The organism is Colwellia sp. Bg11-28 (assembly GCF_002836245.1).
Lineage (GTDB): Bacteria > Pseudomonadota > Gammaproteobacteria > Enterobacterales > Alteromonadaceae > Colwellia > Colwellia psychrerythraea_A.
Genome location: NZ_PJBA01000018.1, coordinates 1,215,506 through 1,240,926 on the forward strand (window position 1 = coordinate 1,215,506; position 25,421 = coordinate 1,240,926).

The 25,421-nt window shown below is 39.4% G+C and carries 26 protein-coding genes; 8 read left to right on the forward strand and 18 right to left on the reverse strand.

Annotated elements, in window-relative coordinates; all coding sequences use genetic code 11:
• The first annotated feature begins 201 nt into the window (after window positions 1–201).
• From CXF79_RS22450 to CXF79_RS22460, 3 genes are all read left to right on the forward strand, one after another.
• Window positions 202–633, forward strand: coding sequence for a GlcG/HbpS family heme-binding protein (locus CXF79_RS22450; protein ID WP_011045612.1), 432 nt, complete (start codon window positions 202–204; stop codon window positions 631–633).
• Between the two features lie 215 nt (window positions 634–848).
• Window positions 849–1,535: a glucosaminidase domain-containing protein gene (locus tag CXF79_RS22455; RefSeq protein ID WP_011045613.1), complete on the forward strand. Its 687-nt coding sequence runs from the start codon at window positions 849–851 to the stop codon at window positions 1,533–1,535.
• Between the two features lie 310 nt (window positions 1,536–1,845).
• Window positions 1,846–2,802: an ABC transporter substrate-binding protein gene (locus CXF79_RS22460; RefSeq protein WP_011045614.1), complete on the forward strand. Its 957-nt coding sequence runs from the start codon at window positions 1,846–1,848 to the stop codon at window positions 2,800–2,802.
• 31 nt (window positions 2,803–2,833) lie between these two features.
• Here the strand turns inward: CXF79_RS22460 and CXF79_RS22465 are convergent, their stop codons facing one another.
• The gene (locus CXF79_RS22465) at window positions 2,834–4,021 is read right to left on the reverse strand and encodes a YbfB/YjiJ family MFS transporter (protein ID WP_101158016.1); all 1,188 of its coding nucleotides are present in this window, start codon (window positions 4,019–4,021) and stop codon (window positions 2,834–2,836) included.
• 164 nt (window positions 4,022–4,185) lie between these two features.
• Window positions 4,186–4,653, reverse strand: coding sequence for a hypothetical protein (locus CXF79_RS22470; RefSeq protein WP_101158018.1), 468 nt, complete (start codon window positions 4,651–4,653; stop codon window positions 4,186–4,188).
• Between the two features lie 212 nt (window positions 4,654–4,865).
• Here CXF79_RS22470 and CXF79_RS22475 point away from each other — a divergent pair, with 212 nt between their 5' ends.
• A complete protein-coding gene (locus CXF79_RS22475) occupies window positions 4,866–5,687 on the forward strand; it encodes a GNAT family N-acetyltransferase (RefSeq protein WP_011045617.1) in 822 nt (273 codons plus the stop codon).
• A gap of 335 nt (window positions 5,688–6,022) precedes the next feature.
• Window positions 6,023–6,916: a helix-turn-helix domain-containing protein gene (locus tag CXF79_RS22480; RefSeq protein ID WP_101158020.1), complete on the forward strand. Its 894-nt coding sequence runs from the start codon at window positions 6,023–6,025 to the stop codon at window positions 6,914–6,916.
• Between the two features lie 49 nt (window positions 6,917–6,965).
• On the opposite strand, the gene CXF79_RS22485 is transcribed toward CXF79_RS22480, so the two are convergent.
• The 3 genes from CXF79_RS22485 to CXF79_RS22495 all read right to left on the reverse strand — a co-directional run bounded on the left by CXF79_RS22485 (window position 6,966) and on the right by CXF79_RS22495 (window position 8,377).
• Entirely contained in the window at window positions 6,966–7,220 is a 255-nt protein-coding gene (locus CXF79_RS22485; RefSeq protein ID WP_101158022.1) for a Rho-binding antiterminator, read from the reverse strand.
• A gap of 145 nt (window positions 7,221–7,365) precedes the next feature.
• A complete protein-coding gene (locus CXF79_RS22490) occupies window positions 7,366–7,611 on the reverse strand; it encodes a DUF2024 family protein (RefSeq protein WP_011045622.1) in 246 nt (81 codons plus the stop codon).
• Between the two features lie 19 nt (window positions 7,612–7,630).
• Window positions 7,631–8,377, reverse strand: coding sequence for a hypothetical protein (locus tag CXF79_RS22495; protein WP_011045623.1), 747 nt, complete (start codon window positions 8,375–8,377; stop codon window positions 7,631–7,633).
• A gap of 153 nt (window positions 8,378–8,530) precedes the next feature.
• Between CXF79_RS22495 and CXF79_RS22500 the strand changes: the two genes are divergently transcribed.
• Window positions 8,531–9,085, forward strand: coding sequence for a MarR family winged helix-turn-helix transcriptional regulator (locus CXF79_RS22500; protein WP_101158024.1), 555 nt, complete (start codon window positions 8,531–8,533; stop codon window positions 9,083–9,085).
• Here CXF79_RS22500 and CXF79_RS22505 read toward each other — a convergent pair.
• The 3 genes from CXF79_RS22505 to CXF79_RS22515 are packed head-to-tail and all read right to left on the reverse strand — an operon-like array spanning window position 9,082 to window position 11,391.
• On the reverse strand, window positions 9,082–9,765 hold the full coding sequence (locus tag CXF79_RS22505) for an MOSC domain-containing protein (RefSeq protein ID WP_101158026.1): 684 nt from the start codon (window positions 9,763–9,765) through the stop codon (window positions 9,082–9,084). The two genes, CXF79_RS22500 and CXF79_RS22505, sit on opposite strands and share 4 nt — an antisense overlap.
• 19 nt (window positions 9,766–9,784) lie before the next feature.
• A complete protein-coding gene (locus CXF79_RS22510; RefSeq protein ID WP_011045626.1) occupies window positions 9,785–10,615 on the reverse strand; it encodes a DUF417 family protein in 831 nt (276 codons plus the stop codon).
• Between the two features lie 56 nt (window positions 10,616–10,671).
• Window positions 10,672–11,391 (reverse strand): type 1 glutamine amidotransferase, encoded by a 720-nt coding sequence (locus CXF79_RS22515; protein WP_041738217.1) that lies wholly within the window; start codon window positions 11,389–11,391, stop codon window positions 10,672–10,674.
• Window positions 11,392–11,491: 100 nt separating this feature from the next.
• On the opposite strand from CXF79_RS22515, the gene CXF79_RS22520 reads away from it, so the two are divergent.
• Window positions 11,492–12,310 carry a helix-turn-helix transcriptional regulator gene (locus CXF79_RS22520; RefSeq protein ID WP_101158028.1) on the forward strand — a complete coding sequence of 273 codons (819 nt, stop codon included), beginning with the start codon at window positions 11,492–11,494 and terminating at the stop codon, window positions 12,308–12,310.
• 206 nt (window positions 12,311–12,516) lie between these two features.
• On the opposite strand, the gene CXF79_RS22525 is transcribed toward CXF79_RS22520, so the two are convergent.
• From CXF79_RS22525 to CXF79_RS22565, 9 genes are all read right to left on the reverse strand, one after another.
• Window positions 12,517–13,728, reverse strand: a complete 1,212-nt coding sequence (locus CXF79_RS22525; protein WP_101158030.1) for a carbohydrate porin — start codon at window positions 13,726–13,728, stop codon at window positions 12,517–12,519.
• A 124-nt stretch (window positions 13,729–13,852) separates the two neighbouring features.
• Entirely contained in the window at window positions 13,853–15,043 is a 1,191-nt protein-coding gene (locus CXF79_RS22530; RefSeq protein WP_011045630.1) for a diaminopropionate ammonia-lyase, read from the reverse strand.
• A 476-nt stretch (window positions 15,044–15,519) separates the two neighbouring features.
• The gene (locus CXF79_RS22535; RefSeq protein ID WP_011045631.1) at window positions 15,520–16,416 is read right to left on the reverse strand and encodes a DMT family transporter; all 897 of its coding nucleotides are present in this window, start codon (window positions 16,414–16,416) and stop codon (window positions 15,520–15,522) included.
• 105 nt (window positions 16,417–16,521) lie between these two features.
• Window positions 16,522–17,703, reverse strand: a complete 1,182-nt coding sequence (locus CXF79_RS22540; protein ID WP_101158032.1) for a M24 family metallopeptidase — start codon at window positions 17,701–17,703, stop codon at window positions 16,522–16,524.
• A gap of 46 nt (window positions 17,704–17,749) precedes the next feature.
• Window positions 17,750–19,096, reverse strand: a complete 1,347-nt coding sequence (locus tag CXF79_RS22545) for a TRAP transporter large permease (protein WP_101158034.1) — start codon at window positions 19,094–19,096, stop codon at window positions 17,750–17,752.
• On the reverse strand, window positions 19,093–19,620 hold the full coding sequence (locus tag CXF79_RS22550) for a TRAP transporter small permease (protein WP_011045634.1): 528 nt from the start codon (window positions 19,618–19,620) through the stop codon (window positions 19,093–19,095). The genes CXF79_RS22545 and CXF79_RS22550 overlap by 4 nt, the downstream gene beginning before the upstream one ends.
• A 168-nt stretch (window positions 19,621–19,788) precedes the next feature.
• Window positions 19,789–20,829 (reverse strand): TRAP transporter substrate-binding protein DctP, encoded by a 1,041-nt coding sequence (gene dctP / locus CXF79_RS22555; RefSeq protein WP_011045635.1) that lies wholly within the window; start codon window positions 20,827–20,829, stop codon window positions 19,789–19,791.
• Window positions 20,830–20,890: 61 nt separating this feature from the next.
• On the reverse strand, window positions 20,891–22,051 hold the full coding sequence (locus CXF79_RS22560; RefSeq protein ID WP_232769291.1) for a M20 aminoacylase family protein: 1,161 nt from the start codon (window positions 22,049–22,051) through the stop codon (window positions 20,891–20,893).
• A 19-nt stretch (window positions 22,052–22,070) separates the two neighbouring features.
• Window positions 22,071–22,877 (reverse strand): maleate cis-trans isomerase family protein, encoded by an 807-nt coding sequence (locus CXF79_RS22565; RefSeq protein ID WP_011045637.1) that lies wholly within the window; start codon window positions 22,875–22,877, stop codon window positions 22,071–22,073.
• A gap of 607 nt (window positions 22,878–23,484) precedes the next feature.
• On the opposite strand from CXF79_RS22565, the gene CXF79_RS22570 reads away from it, so the two are divergent.
• The gene (locus CXF79_RS22570) at window positions 23,485–23,982 is read left to right on the forward strand and encodes an Lrp/AsnC family transcriptional regulator (protein ID WP_011045638.1); all 498 of its coding nucleotides are present in this window, start codon (window positions 23,485–23,487) and stop codon (window positions 23,980–23,982) included.
• Between the two features lie 306 nt (window positions 23,983–24,288).
• Here the strand turns inward: CXF79_RS22570 and CXF79_RS22575 are convergent, their stop codons facing one another.
• Entirely contained in the window at window positions 24,289–25,266 is a 978-nt protein-coding gene (locus CXF79_RS22575; RefSeq protein WP_101158036.1) for an aldo/keto reductase, read from the reverse strand.
• Between the last annotated feature and the right edge of the window lie 155 nt (window positions 25,267–25,421).

Here is a 25,421-nt window from a genome sequence, read left to right on the forward strand (position 1 = left end):
AAATTAATAACGCAGCCAAAAATGTTTCTAAACCAACCCTGTGGGGATTTCTGAGCAATTCATGAACCTCGTTGCATCCGTTTTTAAGGGAATGACCATTAATAAAAAGATGCGCCTTGCTCATGAGTTGCTCACTATCCTGAACGAGCATTTTGAAGTGGCTTGGGTATAAACCAGATTTAAAATTAAAGAGTGGAAACTATGTTAACAATAAATAGACTAAACCAAACGGAAGCAAAAACGATAATTGACGGCGCGGTGAATAAAGCCAATGAACTTGGCGTGCCTATGTGCATTGCCGTGGTAGATGAGTCAGGTAATTTAATTGCCTTTGAACGCATGGATGGCGGTAAAGTACACAGTATTACCATTTCACAAGATAAAGCCTTTACCGCGGCATCAGCGCGTAAGGGTACCCATGAATTTAATAAAGCCTGCATTCCAGGACATAAAAATAATTTATTTGGCATTCATACCGCTCTAGGTGGCCGTATGTGCATTGTTGGCGGTGGTTTGCCCATCACCTTTAATGGCAGCGTTGTTGGTGGTATTGGCGTGAGTTCAGGTTCACCCGAGCAAGATTTAGGCTGCGCGCAAGCCGGTGTTGATAGTTTTAGTAAAACCTATGGCTAACTAATCAAGCGAAAGTGAGTGTTACACTTTGAGGTATATTCATCTCAGTATGACTCACTTTTGCCTATTTCAAAACTCACACACTACCTCGGTAAAACCCAACCTGATGACAACCAACGTTACCCCTTGCCAGATTAAATTTTGTTTTTACCACCGAACTACCCTACTATTTAGTCTTAATACCTCAGTTTAACAATCACTTCGGAAATATATTAGTGCTACGTCCTTCAAATAAAATCAAAATAATTATCGCTACAATACTGCTCGTTATCATTGCATCGGTTATTTACAGTGTTACTCAACAGGAGCCTGAGCTCCCTAAAATGACAGTACAAGAGAAAAAAGCAAGATTTAGAGCGTTAATCATTCCTGCTGTTAACATTGTTTACACGAAACTAATGGCTAGATATGAAGAGATTAAAACAACACTTGATGCCGGTAAAACGAGTGCTGAGATTGAAAAATTAAAAGTAGAATACAAAGCCACTACCAATGAAAAATTGCTCATGGCACTTAAACCTCACCCTAAAAGTATTGCCATCGCACAAGCGGCAATAGAAAGTTCTTGGGCTACCTCACGCTTTTTTAGAGTCGCTAATAATATCTTTGGTGTTTGGTCTTTTGACAAAAATGAACCTAGGGTTGCTGCTTTAAAAATGCGTGGCGACAAAACTATTTGGGTAAAGAAATACAATTCTATTGAAGATGCTATAGTCGATTACTATCGCACGGTGGGACGTAGCAGCGCTTTTGCTGAGTTTAGAGAAGCTAGAATGCAAACAAACGACCCTTTTATACTGGTTACTAAATTGGATCGTTATTCTGAAAAAGGTAGTCTTTATGGTGAAGAGCTTACTTCAATTATCAAGTTCAATAAATTTAATAAGTATGACGCTGACTAAATCAAGCTAACTACTAAAAAATTCAGTTTATACGCCATAAGCTGACTTTTTTAGTAGTAACGGCCGCTTCAATTAGGTTTCACTAAAGCATAAATCGAACGTAATTGGCGTGTTGAGAGCACCCAACCAGCGGCTTACTTTGAGACGAAATAGGACATCATAGTCAATATATATTAAACTCAATAGCACTAGCCCCTTGGAGGTAGTAATAACTGGTACTTTTTATTCATTATTCGCGATAAAATTTAGCCCTAGTGTTATTACATATTATTTGAAGCGCACCTAACCCCATTTAATCCTTAGGCTAAAAATGAACAATAGTTATTACGTTAAGACCTTATTCTCATTACTATTTTTTTCCAGCACATTATGGTCCAAACCGTCTCACCCTACAGATAAAGTCGTTATACCAACAAATAACTGGTCAAGCCAGCGGGTATTGTCAAACGTTGTTGGTCAGTTAATTGAAAATTTAGGTACCCCGGTAGAGTACATAAACATTAGTGCTGACCGACAATGGGGAGCACTGAAACGTGGAGTTATTCATTTTCAAATAGAAGTATGGGAACCGTCAATGGGGCAAGAGTTCAATAAGCTTGTCGCTAACGGTGATATTATTGATTTAGGAACACATGAAGCCAAAGTAGTAGAAGATTGGTGGTACCCAAAATATGTGGAAGATTTATGTCCTGAATTACCCCAGTGGCAAGCTTTAAATAAATGTAGAGCACTTTTTAAGGGGTCGAAAACAACGGAAAAAGGTATATATTTTGGTGGCCCATGGAATTATGGTGATGCTGATATTATTCGAGCGTTAGGGCTAAAGTTTGCCATTGAACGTTTACCTGATGAATCAGCATTGTGGGAAGCACTTACCCTTGCGATTGAAAAAAAGCGCCCTATCCTCTTGTTAAATTGGAGCCCTAATTGGACCGACAATTATATCGAAGGTGAATTTGTCAATTTTCCTCTGTATACAGAACAGTGTGAAAATATACCCGAGTGGGGACTCAATAAAAAATTAGTTAAAGACTGTGGCAACCGCAGAGGCGGATGGTTAAAAAAAGCAGCGGCGCCAAATTTAAAACAAAAATTTCCTTGTGTATATCACTTAATTCAAAACATTAGTTTTACCAACCGTATGATTACCGATGCATCTTCTTTAGCGGTTATAACAAGGCTTTCAGATCAGGACGCCGCTAATGAATGGTCAAAGAAATATGCTAAAGATATCAAAAAGTGGTCATCGTTAGAGTGTCAGCAATAAACCTCAAAACACATTATTACTGCACGCATAACTACTGCATACACTGTGTTGCTTCCTTAAGATTAAACTTGGCATAAGTCAGCAATAAAATGCCACACGCAACGATAAACGCAGTTAAATATAAAGCGTGATTATAAGTCTGAAACTGTTCGATCAATGCAACGCTATATAATGGTGCGATAATTTGCCCCACCCCGTAAGCCGCTGTTAATGCCCCCATGATAAAGACTGGGTTTTTCTTTGATAGTTGACCGCCAAAATTCATAAACAAAGCAACTAAACCAATAAATGTGGCACCAAAAAGGATACCACTAATAAGATTCATAATTATATTGTTAGAAAATATCGGGATTAAAATCCCGATAATCTGCAACAGCATGGCGACCATCATAATATTAATACTGCCAAAGCGATGTGCTAATCGCATCCATATAATACAAGAGGGGATTCCGGCAATACCTGCGACTAACCATACCCAGCCACCATAACCTGACAAACCATCTAATGAGTTCACTATGTCAGGCAAAAAGGTTGATTGTACGACCATACCAACACCCTCGGTAAAGTAGGCCAAAATAAGAATGATGACCATAGGTGAAAAGAGTGATTTATCAAATTTATGTTTAATTACGTCATTGGTAGGTTGTTTTTCAAAGCGTAAAATATAAGCGGAATAACATGAAAAGAAGCCGCCAAGAATAGCCAATATAAGCCATGCATCTTTCCAGTCTCCACCATAACTAAAGACACCCCGCATCACTAGGTCCGTAATGACGATTGAAAAGCCCAAACCGCTAAAGTGTATGCCCATTGCTTTAGTTTTATTGGTCGATTGTAGCTTCAGCATGACAATAGCAGATCCTACAACAAGCGCCATTGCAGCACCAAAACCAGCCAAGAATCGGGCAATAACCCACACTATATCGTTTTCAGTAATACCTAAAACAAAAGAACAAATGACACAAAGCACTAACCCTAATCGGAAATATTTTACCTTGGTGTATATATCTTTAATAAAAATAGAAAAAACTGATCCGCTTAAATAACCGAAGTAATTTATTGAGGCAAGCACACCAGCAAAAGCTATGTTGATCGAGTCTTCCAACATTGCCGGCAAAAGTGAAGTAAAAACAAAACGAGCGACACCAACACCCACAACAAGAGCTAATATACCTGCCAATAAAATTGCATTATTACTCTCTCGGTTGAAGTGCGCCATTTTGCTCCATAAAGATGTTCCTTGCGATATGTTGCAGTGTATAACCAACTGAGATAAATAAGTAAATCACCAATGATGATGAGTAACATATAAAATGTAGATGTGAGTTCAACTGAGTTGTAAAAATAATAACGGAGGATTACTTTTTGCTAGGAAAATTAGTATCATTCTCCAAGCCAAATATATTTAGCCTTTTTAACAATTCGATCAAATTCTGCTTGATTAATTTTTCCTGTGATTAAGTCATCTTGAGCAGGCCAAGCAACTTTCATGTACTCATACTCAATGGCAGCAAGAATGTAACCTAATTTTTGCTCGCTAATAGCACCATTTTTATAGTGCTGCATGGCAATTTTTTTATTCCATGCTTGATCTTTAGGTGGTTTTGGCAAGGTAAAGTCTTTTTCTAACAGAGACTTGTCAGAAAGAGCATAACCTTGTTCAATAGAGTCTTTAGCACACTGATACAGCATATAATCAATGGTGTCTTGCATGCCATAAAAGTGCCAATCAACGCCAGCATAGCATTCGCCAATCACTTTACCGTTATCATCCATTATTTCAATTTGACGGCCTGAACAGCTGATAAGAAATAGTGCTGACAGTGTTATTAGTAAAATTTTAAGAGTCATCAGCGCCTTTATAAAATATTATCGATTAATCGGTGAGTTGCCATAATATATGGAGTTATTGTAATAGTGCTTTATCTAAAATTGCCAACGAAGAGTTTCAGCTATTAATTGTCCTGACAGTGATAAAAATGACATTGTCGCTTTTATTCAATCCCTCAACGTATTAAAACCCTACTATATGAATCATACAAGTAGATAGTAGGTAATAAACAATGTTTAAAATTAAAACAATTGAATCGCTAAGCGACTTAACGCAATTAAAAAAAGCGTATTTTGATAGCTCGATTGTGCCACTCGATGGCATGTGGCATTTTGGTTTCGCTCCTATGGCTAAACACTTTGGCTTTTATGTAAATAAAAACCTAGTAGGATTCTGTTGCGTTAATGATGACGGATACCTGCTGCAATATTATCTTCAGCCGGAGTTCCAACTGTGTTCTCAGGAATTATTTACATTAATTTCGCAGCAAAATAGTTCCGTAATAGGTGAAGTTAAAGGCGCATTTGTTAGCACCGCAGAGCTAAATTATCAGGCTTTATGTTTAGATAACTCAGCGACATTTAAAGTGAATTCTTTGATGTACCAGCACAACACAAAGTTGGCTGATAGAAATCTTGAGATGATTGATATGCAAATAGCTGGTACTGAGCAATTAACAGCGTTTGTTACCTTTGCAGCAGCCAATATCGGTGCTCCCGAGCAATGGCTAACGCAATACTACGGCAATTTAATTGAGCGCAAAGAACTTTTTGGTTATTGGCATAAAGGGAAATTATTAGCTGCAGGAGAATGTCGTTTATTCGATCAATATCAAACTGAATACGCTGACTTAGGCATGATTGTCGCACAATCTAACCGTGGACAAGGTATCGCTAAAAAAGTTTTAACCTTTCTAACTAAACATGCCGCTACCCAAGGATTAACATCTATTTGTTCCACCGAAAGCAATAATGTGGCCGCTCAAAAAGCCATTGCCCACGCCGGCTTTACCTCGGCTCATCGTATAGTACAGTTTGAGTTCAAGCACGCATAAAAATAACTATATTTATAATATACCCGTTACCATCCAAAGTGCAGGATTTCAGTGGGAATTAAAATGACTTTAGGCAGGGCAAATAATTTAAACATAGTCATTCTATGGTTTGATTATTTAACGCCGTATAAAGTCAATTTAACACCATCGAAGAAGCGCTTGAGCAACATCACTTAATCGTTGCTGTGATTCACAATGGAATAACCATTATTTCATCACAGCGCCTTGCATTGAAATTGCCCAAGCACTCTGAAACCTGTATCTTGATTGGTGACGGGTATAGTTAGCATAAAGTGGTTGCGTTATATTGATCAAAAAAACTATCAAGGTGTGTGATGATACATTGGTTGAAAGTCCCTAATAATCCAGAACTTGCTAAATATATAGCCTGTTATTGGTTTCTTGATAAATTGCCTAATGCTGAAGGTCATAATGATTATCCGAAGCTTAACCCTGACCCAGCATCACATTTAATTTTGGCGCTGCCACAGCAAAACTTTCGATACAAGAGTGATAATGGTGTTACTCAAATGGATGGTTGTCACTGGTTACACCCTCATGGGAAAACCTATGAATTAGATCATGCTAAGGCTGTTGCCTGTATTGGCATTAAATTCCATGTCGGCGCACTATATTCATTACCCACTTTTATGGACTTGCAAGAACAGACACCGCAAGCAGTGGTCGATACTGTTGAAGCGATTTCTGTTGAGAACATTAATTTTGCACAGAGCAATTTTGATGACCATAAGTTAAGCGATAATAATCAACTAAATGAACATGATTTAGTTATTCTGGCACGAAATTCCCCTGATGACTGCGCTAAAATGCTGGACAAGCTATGCCTGCCTTGGCTTTTAAAAAACCACGAGGATAATCATAGTGAACTGACAAGGAAGGTACTACCACTGTTGGCTAAAGCTGCAATTAATTCATTAGGAGATACCCTCTTTTGTTCACAACGCACCTTAGAGCGTAGTTTTTTAAAAGTTTCAGGGGTAACGCTTAAGCAATGCCAATCAATGAATAGGCTAGAAGCTATTTTGGAATTTCTCTATCAACGTGAACAAAGTGATATTGACTGGGTAGATATTGCTTATCAGTTTGGTTTTAGTGATCAACCTCACCTAATTCGATATTTAAAAAAACAACTCGGATTAACGCCCCAAGACTATGCCCTACAACGGGGTTTTACCATTGATGTTTATGGTGGCGTTGATTCACTGTAGCGCTATTATTTTATACCATCATTTGTCCTGTTCAAACGTTCAGCTCAGATCACCATGTGATCGAAAAGTTATGTTGAGCAGTAGTATTTCCTAGTGCCTCCAGTGTTTTCACTTCACTTAACAGTAGTTGCTCGGTTTTAATATCATCACTAATTTGTAGATATTCTTGCTTTTCGACAAGTTTAATATCTGTTGCTATGCCATGGTAAATTTTATTGTCTTTGCTCGTCACCTTGATTAGGCTTCGACGCATACAGACAATTTCAAAATAGTCATGAGCATCACAACTTATATTGTTTGCCATTGAATACTATCTCCTTTACTTAAGACTTAACTAGCTGTTAGATAAATTATACCAATCAGATTAATTAATGGCGCAATTTATTATAAGGACAAATAGTCAAGAACACTGCACTTGGTTGTGCAATAGCTGGTTAGTCGGATTGGTATTATAAGCGAATAATACTATGCCCCTGATTAGCGATATTATCTTGCACCTCAAGGTCAGCAAGTTCACTATGGCAAAAATTGCAACGGCTTTGCTTAATATTATCTATTTTCACGCCTAAACTTGCGAGATACTGTTTGGCATATTGCTCTACTTCCTTAATATTTTCATTATTCACCAAAACATCAAAATGGATATATTGACCAGAATCCGTCATTACATGGGTATCAAAAACATGTATTTGCATACTCACTACTCCTACAAAGTTATTGGCTTTTGCCCGGTAAGCTTAAATCACCAGATGCGACATCAAATACATCACTAACACACAACAAAGGCGCATGTACTTGCTGATTTATTTTTAAACCTGCGGTGACACCATCAAAAGAAAAGCTTTCTGGAAAACCTAGTGAAGATAGAGGTACTCGCACTAAGACTTCAGATTTCGCTAAGCTAAAATCAAATCCAGGACTGTCAATAAAGATAGGTAAATTTGGCCAAGTCAGTGGTAATTTAGGTGAGCTACCTTGAGCAATGTCTTTAACTTTTAAAGCGCCTTCACCACAGGCATTATCTGGCACAAGAACTACCCAGTGGCTATGCCATTTATCTCCGTCATTGGTTTTATTGCCATCACCATCTTCATCATATAAAGGAGTGTCATCGAAGTCAGGATGTACAGTTAACGCTAAAGAGAGAATGCCTTGATCCGCTTCAAAGCCTACAGCAGAGCTATTAAGTGACGTTGGCCATACATAACTATAGACCTCGGCGCCGGCTAACTGACCCTTTTTTTCGGGCTGTTTATTACCAACTTTACCGGTTACCGCTTGTTGGAATATTAAATGACTGCCTTGGGTAATTACCTTGGCATGAACAATGTCAAACTCAGTAGCAATGGCCGAAGATATCGGTGCTTGAATATGACCGCTGTGCTTATTGTGAGCATAGGTAGTTGTTGTCAACAGCACGGTGCTCAAGGTTGCTGCGATAAATAGCTGTGAAGTTTTCATGATTAATCCTTTGAGTTAATTAAACGATAGTAATAAGTGCTTAATGCTTAACTTGGCTTATCTCCACCAAAATAGTTTCGATTCGATACCAATATATTTAAGCATAATAAAACTCTACTTGTCAAATATGTTTTGACTCGATACTATTAGAGAATGAATGATGAACTATTTAATTTAATCGAGCGTTTAGCCAATTTATTACGGCAAGAAACGCGACTTGAAGGGCAAAGCTTAGGGTTACAACCTATACAGCAAGAGGCTTTGTATTACCTATCGACTTGTAACCGTTACTCAGATACCACCTTAGCGGTCACTGAGTTTTTAGGGTTAACCAAAGGCACGGTATCACAATCGTTAAAAATTCTGGAAAGCAAAAGCTTAATTGCTAAAGTAAAAGACAATAAAGATAAACGCATTACCCATTTAAAAGTAACTGAAACCGGTCGCGAGTTTTTAATGAAAACTTGCCCTCCACAAAAGTTTACTGATGCTATTGCCGGTTTGTCTGTTGATGAGGAGTTTGAAACCAAAACATTACTTAAAAAAGTATTAAGTAACTATCAACTCGCTACTGGTCGAACTGCCTTTGGGGTCTGCAAGCATTGTAAATTTAATCGCAAGACCAGTGACGGCATTTTATGTGATTTAACCAAAGAAGCTTTAAGCAGCGATGACATCATGCTTATCTGCAGAGAATATGTCGTTTAAGCATGGTCTAACAGTCTAAAATTCCAGTTTTCTACTTCATTGTTTGCTAAGCGTTGCACAATTTTTTCCATCCAACTATCAGATAAGGTGCTTTGTTTTTTTAATGCCAACAGCTTTTGATTATTGAGTGGGTCACCAAAAAATGTCTCACACACCTCAGTAATTGTCATTGCATTATCAACTCGGGCGATTAATTCCAACGGTTCATCGACACTGACCATGCCCGGCTGAATAACGCGATATAACCAGCCACTGCGACTAACATCCTGCATATCGACCGATAAGTTATCGATGCCCCAACGTTTATTTAGCTTAAAACAAGGAGAACGAGGCTGACTGACTTCGATAATCGCTTCTCCCCATTGATAACGGTCGCCTAAATATACAGTCTGTTCTGTCATACCTGTTGAACTAATATTTTCGCCCATGCCCGCAGCTTGCCAAGTATTATCTGTATTATATTTCTCTTGCCAATAGGCATAATGCTCAGCTGGATATTGATGTAACGCACGCTCAAGCCCACCATGATGAAGTTTATCAGCACACTCATCACCTGCTAATCCATCGAATGATAAATACAGACTAGTGTTTACCGGCTGCTTGTCTATCGCGGTTTCAATACCGTAACGCTCCGCCACTTTTCCGCAATAAATATTCGTTAGATAGTGTTTATTTTTCATGCGCTAACCTTTGGTTAAATTATGCTTTTCGTGGCAATTTTTGTACTGCTGAATAATAGAAAAATAAACACGCCAAAAACCATAAATCTTTAATAAGAAAATGCCCCGTCGTTGATAATAAGGTCTCACTTGATAATGAACCAGAAAAACTTATTAAAAAGGTCTGAGTTACCACAAAAACCATACCAGACATCAAAATTGCTGGCACAGTCAATTTCGGCGAATATATCGCTAAGATTAACATAACCACTGCAATTAAATCATACACGCCAATGATATTTGACGTTGTTTGTATGCTGAAAATATTATACAACCAGCCCATAAAAGGAGAGCTTTTTACTAACCCTTCTATACCTTGTGCTTCGAGTAAAGTGAACTTCATACCACCAATCCACAGTAAAACGAGTAACACCGGCAAGATGCTAATCCAGGCTGTGATCAGAGGAGAAAACGTGCGTTTTACTAGCAACATTCCTATTGATAATAAGGCGAAATACTTAATAACCCCTTGGCCAGAGCCAATAACAGGAAATCCGCCCATAGAAGCTATCCACATAGAATCACTTAACAAAGAACCTAAAGGCACTATGCTTATTGCGATCAGTAAATATCCTAATATAGATCGAAAGTTAGGTTGTTTTATAGATAAGAACGCCAATACCGCACTCGAAATAAAAGCGAAAGCGGCAATCGAATTAAATACTTGGGCGGGTAATATATCGGAAATGAGATAAAAATCTGTCGTTAAGGTTATATGCTTATGGGAACCCAACAGTAATATACTTAGCCCTAACAGTGCAGTAGAAATACCAATTAAGAGTAAAGTAGCGTTAAGGTGTAGCGTCTTCATATAGATCCTGAGCGTATTAAAATAATAAGTGCCAATAAGACCTGATTAACTGATTTTTATTTCGTTTCATATGAAAGGATTAATTCATCCATAAATCCAAACAATAAAGCATTCATAGCCAAGCTGCTGCTGGACCTAATAATCTCAGGTTTTTGTATATAGTTATGGTGACCGATTCTTTCAAATTCATCGTGAGAGACCGTAATTAAATCCGCCAGCGATGCAGCGGTGAATTCTAAGTGGCATTGAAAACCATAAACTAACGGTGAATACTCAACGATCTGTCTCGGACAGCCGGCACTTGTTGCCAACACTTTACTCGTTGGCGTTAAACCCGGCATGTCGTTATGCCAATGACCTACAATTTCAGTCGCATTAAAATGTGATAAATGTGGATGCTGTCTACCCGACTCAGTTAACGCTATAGGGAAGTAACCTATTTCTTTGTTGGGGCTTTGTTCGAATTTAGCCCCTAATGACTCACCAATGAGCTGAGCGCCCAAACAAATACCTAACACTGCTTTATCACTTTCAATACAGCTATGGATAAAAGATACCTCTTCACTTGCGTTAAAATAAGGAGATTCTTCTACTGTCGTTGCAGGGCATTGTGGTCCACCTAAAACTATTAACAAGTCAATAGCATTACTCTCTTCAGGTAATGCTTCTCCCAGATAAACTTTACTACTAGTGACGCTATAATTTCGCTCTTCTGCCCAGCTTAAAAGTGCCCCTGGTCCTTCATATGCTTCATGGATAATAAAGTGTACTTTCATCATTTGATCTCTCTAATAACGCTTGAATTAATATTGCTAACTGACGTCTTATGCTAGCATTGCTTCTACAATCTCAATATCTACATTAAGACAGTAAACAATGACAATCCGCCAAACAAAAGAAGCTAATCTGTTAATTAGTGAACGCGCTGATTTTCAAGTAACGGCAAAAATAGAACAAATGGCGAAAGGTTACATTGATAGATGGCACCAACACCCATGGCACCAAATTGCATTTCCGTTTGAAGGCATATTGCAAACCAAAGTTGCAGACAGTCAGTTTGTCATTCCTCATAGTGGTATGTTGTTTATTCCTGCCAATACACCCCATGAATCCTTTGTCGTGACGGATACAAAATTTATCGGCATTTACCTCAATCCTCGATTTCATAATCATTTCCCACTAATAGCTAAAGCCATATCTGTAACGCCGTTTCTAAGAGAATTAGTCCTACATATCAATCATAGTGTCAGTAACTCGATCGTTTCAGAGGAGGAATTATCTAAATTAGTGGCTGTACTGATTGATCAAATATCGAGTGGAGAGTCATACCAAATGAAACTATTACTGCCGAGTGATAGACGGTTGATGATTATTTTCAAAGCATTGATGGCAGATCCACAACTCAATACAAAGTTATCGGACTGGGCCAAGCAGGTGGGCGCATCAGAAAGAACGCTCTCAAGATTATTCACCAAAGAATTAGGTATGACATTTCCTCTTTGGCGCCAGCACCTGAGATTAGTTTCATCGTTGAACTTACTGGAAACTAACCTTTCTGTGCAAGAAATTGCATTTAAAGTTGGCTATAACGCTGACTCATCATTTATTTATGCATTTAAAAAATTATTCCAACAAACACCGCAACAATATCGTCATAGTGGCTTTAAGCTTAGTTCTAGAATAAACGATAAATAGTACTAGCTTGATAGTATTGACTCATCCAATCAGACTCACTAAGGGATCTTTTTAAATGGGCAGTTAATTAGTGTAATTGGTATTATTCTGCCATTAAAGCATCCCATCAACCCTCAATGGATTGATCAAGCCTGAGCAATAAGTTTGCAAAAAAAAGCATCGAATATTCGATGCCTGTCTATATGGATATTAGAGTATTACCAATGCTAGAAGTAGTAACCTATCTGAATATTAAGTTGGTGTTCCCATTCAGTTGAATCGCCTACAAGCGTACCATTATTAAAAGGTTGGTTTGTACCAGCAACATAATCAACCCAGCCAAAAATTGGCCCTGCAGTTACCCCTACCCCAAAAACATTCATCTGAGTATCTTCTTTAAAATTTCCAGATTTATCAGTCATTACAGTGTAATCATTATAGAAAGTGAGATTATCAAATGCGCCAAAATCGACATCATAAGAATACGCGAGGTTTATGTTATATATGGTCGCCGAGGTAGGCATACTATCGTTATAAGCATAAGCCCCAACAGTAACAAAATCATCACCATTGTCTAAATCATAATCGTAATCGGTATATTGAAGCATCAAGGTAAAGTTATTCATGTTGCTTTTTAGATGTAGTGCATAGGCAGTACGGTCGCCAAGCGAATCAGTGGCGCCTTCAAGCTCCCCTGTTAAAAAAGAGCCACCAACTTCGGTTTTAACAACGTCGTTATCAAAGGTGTAGGTGTATCTAAGATTAATAGTATTACTTTCACTCAGACCCACAGTAGGTGCAGCAAAAGGGTCTATGATAGCGCCGTTTTCATCAAGGTCAGTTAAACCAACAACATCAAAACTGTAACGGGCATTGGTACCACTACCACCTGCTTCATCATTAAGAAAATAAGCAAGACGAATATCGTGATTGTCGAATTTACCGATAAATTTTAAACCTGCATCGTAGTCATCTTCCAGACCGGCATAAAAAGCATCACTAAAGAAGAAGCTATTCGAGTTATAGTCTAAGTTACCAAAAGGTACCTTGGTGACACCTATTTGCCCCTCCCAGTTCTCATTAAACTGATATGCAGCATAAGCATGATGAACTACATCCATATACGTATACCAACGATATTCAGCTGATAATCTAATATCTCCAATGGTACCGTTGAGGTCAAGGCGAAAGAGAGAAAAATCTAAATCTCCCCCTCGATCTTTATTTGAGTCGCTGTAGTTGTAATTCACGCGAACCGCACCGCCGATTTTTATGTCGGGTGTCAATGACGATATTTTCTTTTGGTCCTCTGTGTCCTGCTTCTCTAATTTGGCAATTTTCTTTTCAAGTTGCTCTATGCGTTGCTCTGAAGTATCAGCCCAAACCGCCGTTGAGCTGGTAAGTAAACAACCAAGTAATACGCTATTGTAAATTTTCATGTATTCTCTCCAATTAGTTAGTCTTTATTTTTTTATAGTTTTTTTTATGTTTTACTTAACAGCTAATAATTAGCTGTTAAGTGCTTGTCAACTGAGAGTCCATTCGAAATTAATGGAACTAGAATTAGCCCACTAATTGTTGATAAAGTTCAGGATCTGTTGCCCCCTCGGTACCAATAACTAATACTTTACTTTGAGCATCTAAATTCAATGCTTTGGCAAAAGTATCCTGCGCACGTGCATTGATAGCAGCGGCTAATCCTGGTACGGCAGACTCTCCCGCTTCAATTGCAGGGTCTCCTTTATACCCTTTGGCTAATAAGCTCATCGTGTCGGCAATAGCGTCCTCACTCAGCGTCATAAAATCATCGGCGCCGTTTGATAATATTTGCCAAGCTAATAAAGATACTTCACCGCAAGCGAGTCCTGCCATTAAGGTATCGAGATCGCCCTTAACCACCACAGGTTCACCGGCTTTAGCACTAAGCTGCAAACAGTTAGCCTGCTCTGGTTCTACCACGACAAATCTTGGACGGCGATCGCCCCAAAGATCCCAGAAATAGCCTGCTACTGCTGAGGCCAGTCCGCCGACGCCACCTTGGACAAAAACATGGGTAGGTATCTCACCATCAAGCTGTTCCACCGTTTCAGCCAGCATCACGGTATATCCTAAGGCAACGTCTTTCGGCACTTCCATATAACCTTCGTAACTGGTATCGGAAACGATGATCCGGCCATGAGCCTTAGCATCTGCACCAGCCTGACGAACAGACTCGTCGTAGTTGCCGGTAATACGAATAACTTCAGCGTCAAAGGCTTCCATGGCGACTTTTCTCCCTTCAGAGACATCGCGATGAATATAAATAATGCAGCCGCAACCAAACATTTGTGCTCCCCACGCCACTGATCGTCCATGGTTACCATCAGTTGCACAGGTAACAACGATTTCTGCAACGTCTTCTTTCAAACGTCCTTCTAACAAATCTGCAATGCTTGGGCGTTTGCCTAAACGTTGCTCTAATAAATTTTGCAGCTGGCAAGCAACGGCATATGCACCGCCAAGCGCCTTAAAACTTTTGAGGCCAAATCGTTCTGATTCATCTTTGTACCAAATAGCGGCCAAACCAGCGTCTGTTGCCATATCAGATAATGAATGTAATGGCGTAGTTGAATAAGCTGGCCATGTTTTTATGTTGGCAATCACATCAACAGATTTTTCGACGCTTAAAACGTCTCGCTGTGCGTCCGAATATTGGTTTTCCCTATGTGCTGCAGGGTTAGCAAAATGGGTTAGCCTACTATTTTGTTTTAACATATTTATAAATGCCTCTAGTTGTCAGATGATTTTTCGAACGACCTAAAATCTAGTAAAATGAATAACCAGATTGAACTGGATTAAACAAGATCGATCACAATTAGCCTTATTGGTATTTCTAAATAAACCAGACTATTAAGTACGGTATTGCGATGAATTAACCTTTAATGTCCATAGCAAAGTAACTATGACAATAAGTTTACCTATAGCCGTTGCGGACATTCTTTCAAATTGACAATGTGGGTGAGGAATTACATTTAAATAAGGGGGGTTGATGAGTTTTATCTGCAACGAACTTTATGAAAATAGGTGCGTTCCACTCTACAGTGCTACCAGAGTGGCTTACGATGAATTAGTGGGTAACCGTTGTAAGGAAATATATGGCCAGTTTTATAGCCCACTTATTTAGTTATAATATGTGGGCTATAAAATGGAGGAAGAAAGTCAACGCCGTATCAATGCAGTAGTACTGATCGTTAGGCCTCTTTAGTGGTTAATATCGTTTGTGCTTTCAAACGCACAACATAGCAATACAAGAGCAATGCAACTAAGACAATAACACTACCTAATAAGGTTATGTTACTTGGCGTTTCACCCAACCCCAGCCACACCCATATTGGCGCAATAATCGACTCTAACAATAAAAACAAACTGACTTCCGTAGCACTGATATAACGTGGCGCAATTTGTAATAAAACAAACCCAATAGGCATAGCAATCGCCGCAGAAAGAAACATAGCACCTATTTCGTCAGGTCTCGCCGCCACTACACTGGTATTGAACCAGCCAAGTGCAATAATAAATAAGCCACCAAAAATAAGTCCCGGTGTAATATCCAGTGAAGCGTATCGTCGTGCCCAGTTAAAGTTTATTGCCATAAAAATGGCACACCCCATAGCCATCATGTTACCAAATAAACTATTGCCGTCATCACCATCGCTGACAATAATAGCCATACCGAGTAAAGTCATTGTAATCGTAAGTCCAACAGGTAAACTAATTCGTTCGCCTAACCATAACCAGGCGATCAATGCTGCAAAAACGGGCGCGGTACTGATAATCATCATTGCTGTTGCTGCGCCAGTTTGTTGCAATGCCTGCGTATAACAGTAAGTATTCATCGCGAAGAAAAAGCCAGTGATAATGCCGGGCCATCCCGCATTAATGAGTGCACGCACTGCGTTGCTGCGATGACGAACCAATACGATAAAAGAAAAACCAAGTGAAAAAAATATGCCACGCCACAATAATACTTCACTATGTTCGATGGTGACCCAACGCAAAATTAACGCGTCAGGCGTCAATAACAATACACCTAATAAGCTATAGAGCATCCCTGTCATTTGCTTAGATTGATTTTGTTTACTTTTCACATTAATCCTTTATTAATCAAATGATTGTGGTATTTGATAATATTTCTATTAATACAAAGAAAATAGGCTCTGCAAAGCAGAGCCTATTAAAAGAGACACCTCAGTTTAACGCGTAATAATAGGGAGTTTTTCCCATGCGCGTTTATGTAACATTTCACAACCTTTTTCGGTGATCAGTATATTCTCTTCGTGAACCATCACTTTGCCCGGCGCAAATGTCATGCCAGGCTCTAATGTTAATACCATTCCAGGTTGTAAAATAACATCACCACCTTTCACATTAGACGGCCATTCTGTTAACTGCATGCCAAGGCCATGTCCCATTCGGCCAACATCGTTACCCAGTGAGCCAGCGGCTTCTAGTACCGACCACATAGCTTTCCAAACATCACCAGTTGAGCGCCCTGGTGCAGCAATATCAAGACCGGCTTCAGTCGAAGCATATACTGCTTCATAAGCATCATGGGTGGCTCTATCAACGTCACCAAAAGCAAAATTACGGTCAAAATCACTAAAGTAACCATCAAAATTGGCGCCGGTATCGATGATCAATAAATCACCTTGATCGAGTCGTCGGTCAGTTGGCCCCATAATAATATTGTCGTATCCGCCTTGTCCCGAGGCCGAAATCAAGTAAGGACAAGCATCCGCACCTAAACGTAACATCTCTAAATGCATCGCTTTACAAGCTTGACGTTCAGTCATACCCGCATGTAAGTTCTCAAGCAAAAAGTCAAAACCCGCTGCCGTAACATCACAAACAAAACGAATTTTATCGACTTCCGCAACGGACTTTATGCTGCGTAGTTTACGGACAATCTCGCTAACATCGACCATATCGTGTTGATTTAAGCTCGCCTGCAATGTTTGATAATTGGCAATCGGCATACGTAAATGTGTTTCAGGGCCAAGCATCGCACCTATGCATCTTGTTTGCTTAGATACTTCAGCTAAGGTATCAGCGAGTAAGCTAACACCGTCATCTTCAGGGCGTGGCGATGGCCAGGTTCGAACATCATCAATCCAAGTATCATCAAAACCGGCGGCGCCTATCCCTGGAACTACAGCAATAGGTTGCCCTTTTGCAGGAATGACTAAAAACCAAGGTCGTGTTGGGCTTTGCCAAAACTGTGAAGCAAAACCACTGAAATAGCGAAATTCATGCTCCGTAGAAAAAAATACGGCATCGATACCCTGCACAGACATTTGTTGCTGCAACTTGCCAGTACGTTGTTCAAACTCACTACGTTCGAACCCTCTTGATGGGGCGATAAATTCATTTTTCATTTTATTACTCACTTTTATATTTTCTATTTTATTAGTAGCTTAGGCGTTATTTGGCAAAAGCTTGGTCACGTAAGAATAAGGCTATTTCCGGGAAATAGATTAACAAAGCCGACATCATAAAGAGGATCAAAATAAAGGGTAAGGTCCCTCGTATTACTTCCAAATACGGCTTATTAAAGATTGCTATCGCGGTAAAAATGTCACAACCAAAAGGTGGTGTTGCCGAGCCAACGGCCATTTGAAGGGTGATCATCACACCTACCAATACAGGGTCAAGCCCAACCGCGGTGACTATAGGTACAAAAATAGGGGTCAAAATAACCAAGACCACTAACGAGTCAACAAACATACAACCAACAAAAAAGGATAGGGCTATTACGAACAATACATATTCTTTAGAGGCACCCTCTAAGTCTAGTGGCGCTAAGAGTTCCATCGGAATTTGTTCAAATGAGATATACCATGAAAAGGCCTGTCCCATACCAACAAGAATAAAAACTACCGCTGTGATCAAGCCAGTGCTTAACGCCGCATCAATAACATCTTTATACTTTAACTCTCGATAAATAAAACACTCGAGGATAATCGCATAGAGCACAGAGAATGAGGCCGCTTCAGTCGGCGTTACCGCCCCAGAGTATATTCCTCCGACAATCAATGTCGGGAAACCAAGTGGTAACAGTGACTTTTTGATGGCGACTAGCTTCTCTGCCATGGTTGATTTTTTTACCAGCGTAATGCTATCGCCTTGGTAAACGGTATAAAAATAACAATACGCAGAAAACATGACCGCAAGTAAAACTCCCGGACCGATCCCCGCAATAAACAACTCACCAACACTGGTATTTGCTAGTGTTCCGTACAAGATCAAACCTATGCTCGGTGGGATCAAAAAGGCAATATCGCTGGCATTGATGATTAAAGCCATGACGAAACTATCTTTATAGCCCGCTTGGAGCAATTTAGGACGCATGATCTGGCCGACAGATACAACCGTTGCTTGGGTTGAACCTGAAACAGATCCAAACAAAGTACAACTAATACAAGCGGTTATTGGTAGGCCGCCACGTAGATGGCCAACGAATGATTCAATTAAACCTAAAAGATTGTGCGCGGTATGTCCCCGAGTCATTATGTCTGCAGCTAGAATAAACATAGGCACAGCAATTAAGGCATTTGGTGATATGCCAGTAACCATCTGCTGTATTATCACACCAGTGTCTATGCTAGAAAAATGGACCAGACCAATAAGTGCTCCCACCGATAATGGCACTACCATAGGGAAACTTAGAAACAGCAATACAATCATCACAAAAACTAAAGTAAAGGTAATGACATACACATCGAGTTCACCAGTAATGATGTTAGAAAAAAACTCAAAAACAGCACTCATGATGGTTCACCTTTTTCAACAACTTCACGTGAGATATAAATTTCTTTATGGGTTATATTCAAAAAGAAGGCGATCAAATACTGCAAACCTGCGATGCCTAACCCTAAGGGTATTATTGAATAAATAATATAAACGGGGAATTGTAGCGCTGGGCTTAAACGATTGAGATCCTTTAATTCGATGACGTAAAAGATTGCCTTGTAGGCAAGATAAAACATCAATAGGCCAGTGGTGATTGATATCAATGTGGTAATAACTTTTTTTGCGTAATAACCTAAAGAATCATAGACTGCGGTCATTCGAATGTTACGACCTTTACGCACCGCATAAGCAAATCCGACAAAGGTGATTGTTACAATCAAGAATTGGTTTAGCTCTTCAGCAAAGAATAAGCTCTTACCAAAAGCATACCGTCCGATAGCATTAGCGGTAGAATTGACCATCATCAAAAGAATCGAATAGCAAACTATATATTGCTCTATCAATTCAGTTGTCTTACTGATGGTAATGAATATTTTTTTCATAAGAACACCTTGCACACCACACTACGGATGCTGGATTTTTTCATACTAAAAATGATGAACAATCCATATATACAACTGCTTATTAGCAAAGTTATAGAGCACCCACCAGAGAGATTTGATATAAAATGTGGGGAATAGCCTAACTATTCCCCACATTCATCTAGTAAATTACTGTTTTGTCGCTTCCTTAACTTCTTTGATCAAATTTTTCACGATTTTTTTAGCACTAACACGAGCTTGCGCTTTTTCTGACTCTTGATAAGTATTTTCGACCACATCATAGAATGTTTTATTAATTGACTTACTTAACTTTTTGAAGCGCGTACGTTCTTCTTCATTGAGAACAATAATCTTCAAGTCGGGACGCTCAGCGATTATTTTGTCCAGATTTTCTTGGTTTATACGGATTTGATACTCGTGAGCAGCTTGTTCGGCAACAACGATAGCCTTGCGTACCATGGTTTTTTTCTCAGGCGATAGCCCATTGAACCATGTGCTATTGGTAGAGACCGTGCTGACGTATGGCTGTTGGCCAGGAAACATCAAATAATCTTGAACTTCATGCCACTTAGCGTTGTAAACAAAGTAAATGGGGTTAACCATGCCATCCACTGTTTTAAGTTGTAGCGCACCATATACTTCACCCCAAGACAATGGAGTAGGGGTAGCACCAAATGCTTTGTAGGTTTCTACCGGAATAGTCGAAGTAAATGTACGGATTTTATGGCCTGCAAAATCTTCAGGACTGCGAATCGCTTTGTTGGCACCCCAAACCATTTCACCTTCGGACATCATGGTCAATAACTTCAAATTTACTTTTTCGAAACGATTAGCCAAGTCACCATAGATAGTTTTACTGGTGGTCAGTACTTTACGCACAACATCAGTATCAGTGCCTAAAACATACGGTATACTCAGTGCTTGAACTTCAGGTACATAAGAGCCTAAATGACCAGTCCCTACTGAGACAAACTGAATGGTTCCTTTAGCTGTCAGCTCAACAATGTCGTTCTCTGTACCTAATTGACCGTAATAATAAACTTTTACTCGAATATCACCGTCGGATTCTTTTTTGATGGTTTTCGCGAACGTTTTCGCGAAAATGTCTTGTACATCTTGTTTATCTTCTTCAGAGGCGAACTTCCAAGTTTCAGCACTCACACCTAAGCTAAGACTTAGTGTTAATAAAGCTGCTAGTAATTTATTCATTTTATTTTCCTTACTTTTATTATGGTTAGAATTAATGTAATGGTTAAAATTAATGTAATAGTTATTTCAATTGATCTGATACAAGTTGCACCCAATATTGCGCACCAAGTTTAAGAATATTGTCATTAAAATCATATTCAGGGTTATGTAGAGCACATCCTCCGACAGAGTCGACACCGTTACCCAATAACCCATAACAACCGGGTTTAACACGTAACATGCTGGAGAAATCTTCTGAGATGGTTAAAGGAAGGCAATTCCGTTCAACATGCTCGTCTCCAAAGACAGCAACAGCCGCTTGGATAACATGTTCAGTTGGCGTGCAGCTATTAACGGTTGGGTAAAAAGTATTGAGAAAATTGAATTGATATTGCGCACCAGCAGCCTGACAAATACCGGCAACTATACGCTCCATAGCTTGTTCTATTTTGACTAAACTATCTTCGGTAAAACAACGACAGTCACCCTTGATAATCACCTGTGATGGGATCACGTTAACTGTGCCGTTAGTAATAAATTCCGTCGCTGACACCACTGCAGTTTCTTCAATCGCATTTAGATTTCTCGAAACAATCGTTTGCAGGGCCATTATAATTTGAGAACCTACTACTATAGGGTCAATGCCGCGATGCGGCATTGCGGCATGCCCACCAACACCTTCTATTACTATTTCAAAGCTACTTTCACTCGCCATTAATGAACCTGGGCGAACAATAAATTGCCCCTCGGCAAGCCCTGGCATATTGTGTAAGCCATATATAGTGTTAATTTGAAAACGCTCAAACAAGCCATCATCTATCATCGCCTGTGCGCCTTTCCCGTGCTCTTCATCAGGCTGAAAAATAAAATGCACAGTGCCATTAAAGCCTTTATTTTCGGCTAAATGGCTGGCAGCACCAAGCAGCATTGCCGAATGACCATCATGCCCACAGGCGTGCATTTTTCCGTCATGGCAAGAACGGTGTTCAAAGCTATTTTGTTCATTAATATGAAGTGCATCCATATCGGCACGTAAGCCAATACTGGCATCGCCGGTACCACAACGTAAGACACCAACAATACCTTGTTGACCAATATTGCAAGTCACTTCAATACCAAAGCTTTCAAGTTTTTCGACAATGAAATTAGCGGTTAATGGTAAATCAAAACCACACTCAGGGAAGCGGTGCATATGACGGCGCCATTGCGTCATTTGAGTAATTAATTCTGTATGTAAAGTCAAAATTCAGTCTCCAATCGTATTATTTAGATTGTTGTTCAAGTGTTAGCTCAGTTGCTAATTCATCACAACTGACCAACTTATCGCGCAATAATGCGCCAAAACCTGTGATAGCCTTAGGATATTTCACCAGCTTCAAGCTATGCCATACGAGGGCTTGATTACTACTCACGACTGGAATCTCCAATCGCTGTTCAATTTCATCAATGACCACTGACGCCCTTAATGCGGTACACGAAATAAACAACAAATCAGCAGTAGGTTCGCAACAAGCGACCGCCTGATCGGCTATATCCTTTGGCGTTATATAAGTCATTGCGGTGTCGTCTTCAAATCCAAAACCCGAAATACTCAATACCTCGTAGCCCTGAGCGGTAAAAAAGTCGGCAATATCACGATTAACGGCTTCAGTATAAGGCGTTAAAATTGAGATTCTTTTTGCATCAAAATGCTCAAAAGCCGACATCACTGCTGTTATAGGATTGGTTACGGGTACACCAGGGCGAGTTTGATGGATTAGTTCGCTAACCTGTTCAACGCCAATAGCAACCGTACCTGAGGTACATGCATAAATAATCGCATCTAGATCTGTACCAGGTAAAATCGTATCAGCAGTTGCACTAATACCAGGCGCCATTTTTTTCAAATTTTCGATAGTCAATGGGTTAACATTTTTCACTCTGCTAGTGAAAAACTGAACATCGTTAGGATACATTTGTTGTAGATCAGCCTCGATGTTAAAGTCGGTTGCGAGTGAAATGACTCCGATTCGACCACCTGAGGCCAGATAGTCTAATGGTTGTTGATGTTGAACCGTTGTAAATTTCATTATCGCCTTACCTTGTCTGAAAACTAAAATATTGAGCAATTTGTACTAGAAAAATATGATGACTAAAGTCAGTCTCAAGATGTTAATAAGAGTACTGAATGGAGCATGCTTATTATATTACGTTACATTTAATGCAGAAATTAACGGATTAAGGACCATTAAATGATGGCAATCCGCAAAATCACACTTAAAACACATTAATTCACTACATTTTTTTAAATCGCAAGAAAGCGCCGGATTAGCAGTCACGGGTAAAAATATAATAATGCTCACCTTCCATTAAAGTGTTGGGGGGATGTTTACGCATGCCTCAAACTCATTAAATTGAGCGAAGCACATACTTAAAAGGGGACACAGTGGAGGTAATTAAAAAAAGGGATATTTTCATTGGTTATTTAATATCATTTTTAATGAAGGCATAACACAATAGTCAGCAACAAAAGGGCAGAAAATATGGCACGAATGAATAAAGTCGCACTCAGTTTATAGAAGAGTTGACTAATGATTATGGGATGAAAGTCTTGAGGTTGGTTTCACATCAGTATAAATTGGGGCTGTTTCCTCTGCCTTTAATATAGGCAAAATTGTATTTCGTTTAAACAGGTTGATGTCCCTTATGAATAACGCTAAAACGGCACCCCTTGATAACTTCGATCGCAAAATATTAGAAATTGTTCAGCAATCCAATAGAGAAACCTCTGATCGAATAGCGGAACAAATTGGTCTCTCTCCTGCGGCGGTACAACGGCGCATGAAACGAATGCGTGAACAAAATGTAATTCAGGCAGATGTCTCGGTTGTTAACCCACAAGCAGTAGGTCTTGGTGTTACTATTGTTGTAGAAGTAACATTAGAGCGAGAGCGCTCCGACTTACTTGACTCGTTTAAAAAAGAAATGATAAGCAACCCAGCTGTTCAGCAGTGCTTTTACGTAACTGGCAGTGCTGACTTTATTTTGATCGTTACGGCGGTTGATATGGATGACTACGAATCTTTTACGCGCGATGTGTTTTTTGAAAATCACAATGTTCGTAATTTTCAGTCAAATGTAGTGATGAATCACGTAAAAAAAGGCCTTACGGTGCCTGTTAATCTCGAAGATTAATCACAGATTGTAACGGGTCAATAGGCTTAACTCGGATTGGAATGGCAATAATAATGTTGTGTAAAATCCAACTGCCACAGCAATTTTTGGCTGTTTCGAGGTAACAACAGAATTACCTCTTGGCGAGAAATTTCTAACTAATAGTAACGTAAGAGCAGACTCACTAAGTGATCTTTTTAAATAGTCTACATATCCAATAACATCATTGCTTATGTTGCTCTGAAGTTGAACAATTAATTAATCTGATTGGTATTACCCTAGGTAGAGTAATTTTAGTGTTGGTTATTTTAAAGTTTCACCTGTATTTTATGGTAATGCGTGACCTCGCGCACAAAGCCATAATGCATACCAATGCTCTCTCGTTAGGTTAATGTTATCAATATCAGCACAGGCTTTAATGCGTTCAACATTTGTTGTACCGATTACCGGTTGAATGTTCGCCGGATGACGCTTTAACCACGATAATACTACGGCCTCTTTACTCACTTGATACTCCGCAGCCAAGTTACTAACCAGCTCTGCCGTTTGTTGAATATGGGGTGGCTCTTGAGAAATATCACGTCCGCTAAACAAACCTTGGCTTAAGCAACCCCACGATTGCAACTGAATATTGTTTTGGCGACAATATTCAATGGTACCTGCACCATAATTTACCGACGGTTCTCCTGAATTTCCTGACGTTACGCCTTCTTCTATCCAAGCCAAATGGCTTAAGCTGAGCTCAACTTGGTTAACAACTATAGGCTGTGATAATGCTGACGATAAAAATGATATTTGATGATGCTGCATATTAGAGACACCAAAATTTTTAACTTTCCCGCTAGCCGTTAACGTATCAAAAGCTTGGGCGATTAACTCAGGTTCCATCAGGGGATCGGGGCGATGAAGCATTAATATATCTAATTGCTCTATGTTTAACCGAGACAGACTTTTTTCAACGGACTTTATAATCCACTCCGGTGAACAATCATAACGTTGGGGCCCTAAATCATCTTCAAATCTAATGGCGCATTTTGATTGAATAGAAATTAACGATCGTAATTCAGGACGTGCTTTTATTAATTCACCAAAAACTTGTTCAGCTTTACCGAAAGTATAAATGTCAGCATGGTCAAAGACCTTAATACCTGCATCAACAGCTGCATCAACAACTTCATGGGCTTTTTTTATATCGACTGCACTAATAGGATTTTTATCCCAAGTGCCGCCTAATCCCATACAGCCAAAGACAATCGAGCTATTGTTTTTGATTACGCCAGATAACGGGTATTTATTACAATTCATTTAAATTCCTATAGAGAATGGTTGCTAGGATCACGGCTGTTTATACCATTTACATTAATTTAGTGATCAAGATTCAATGAGGATAAATCTTCAAGTTCAAGGCGCGTGATTGAGCAATAGCTGGCTATTGGAATTGAGCGCAACGCAGAAATTGT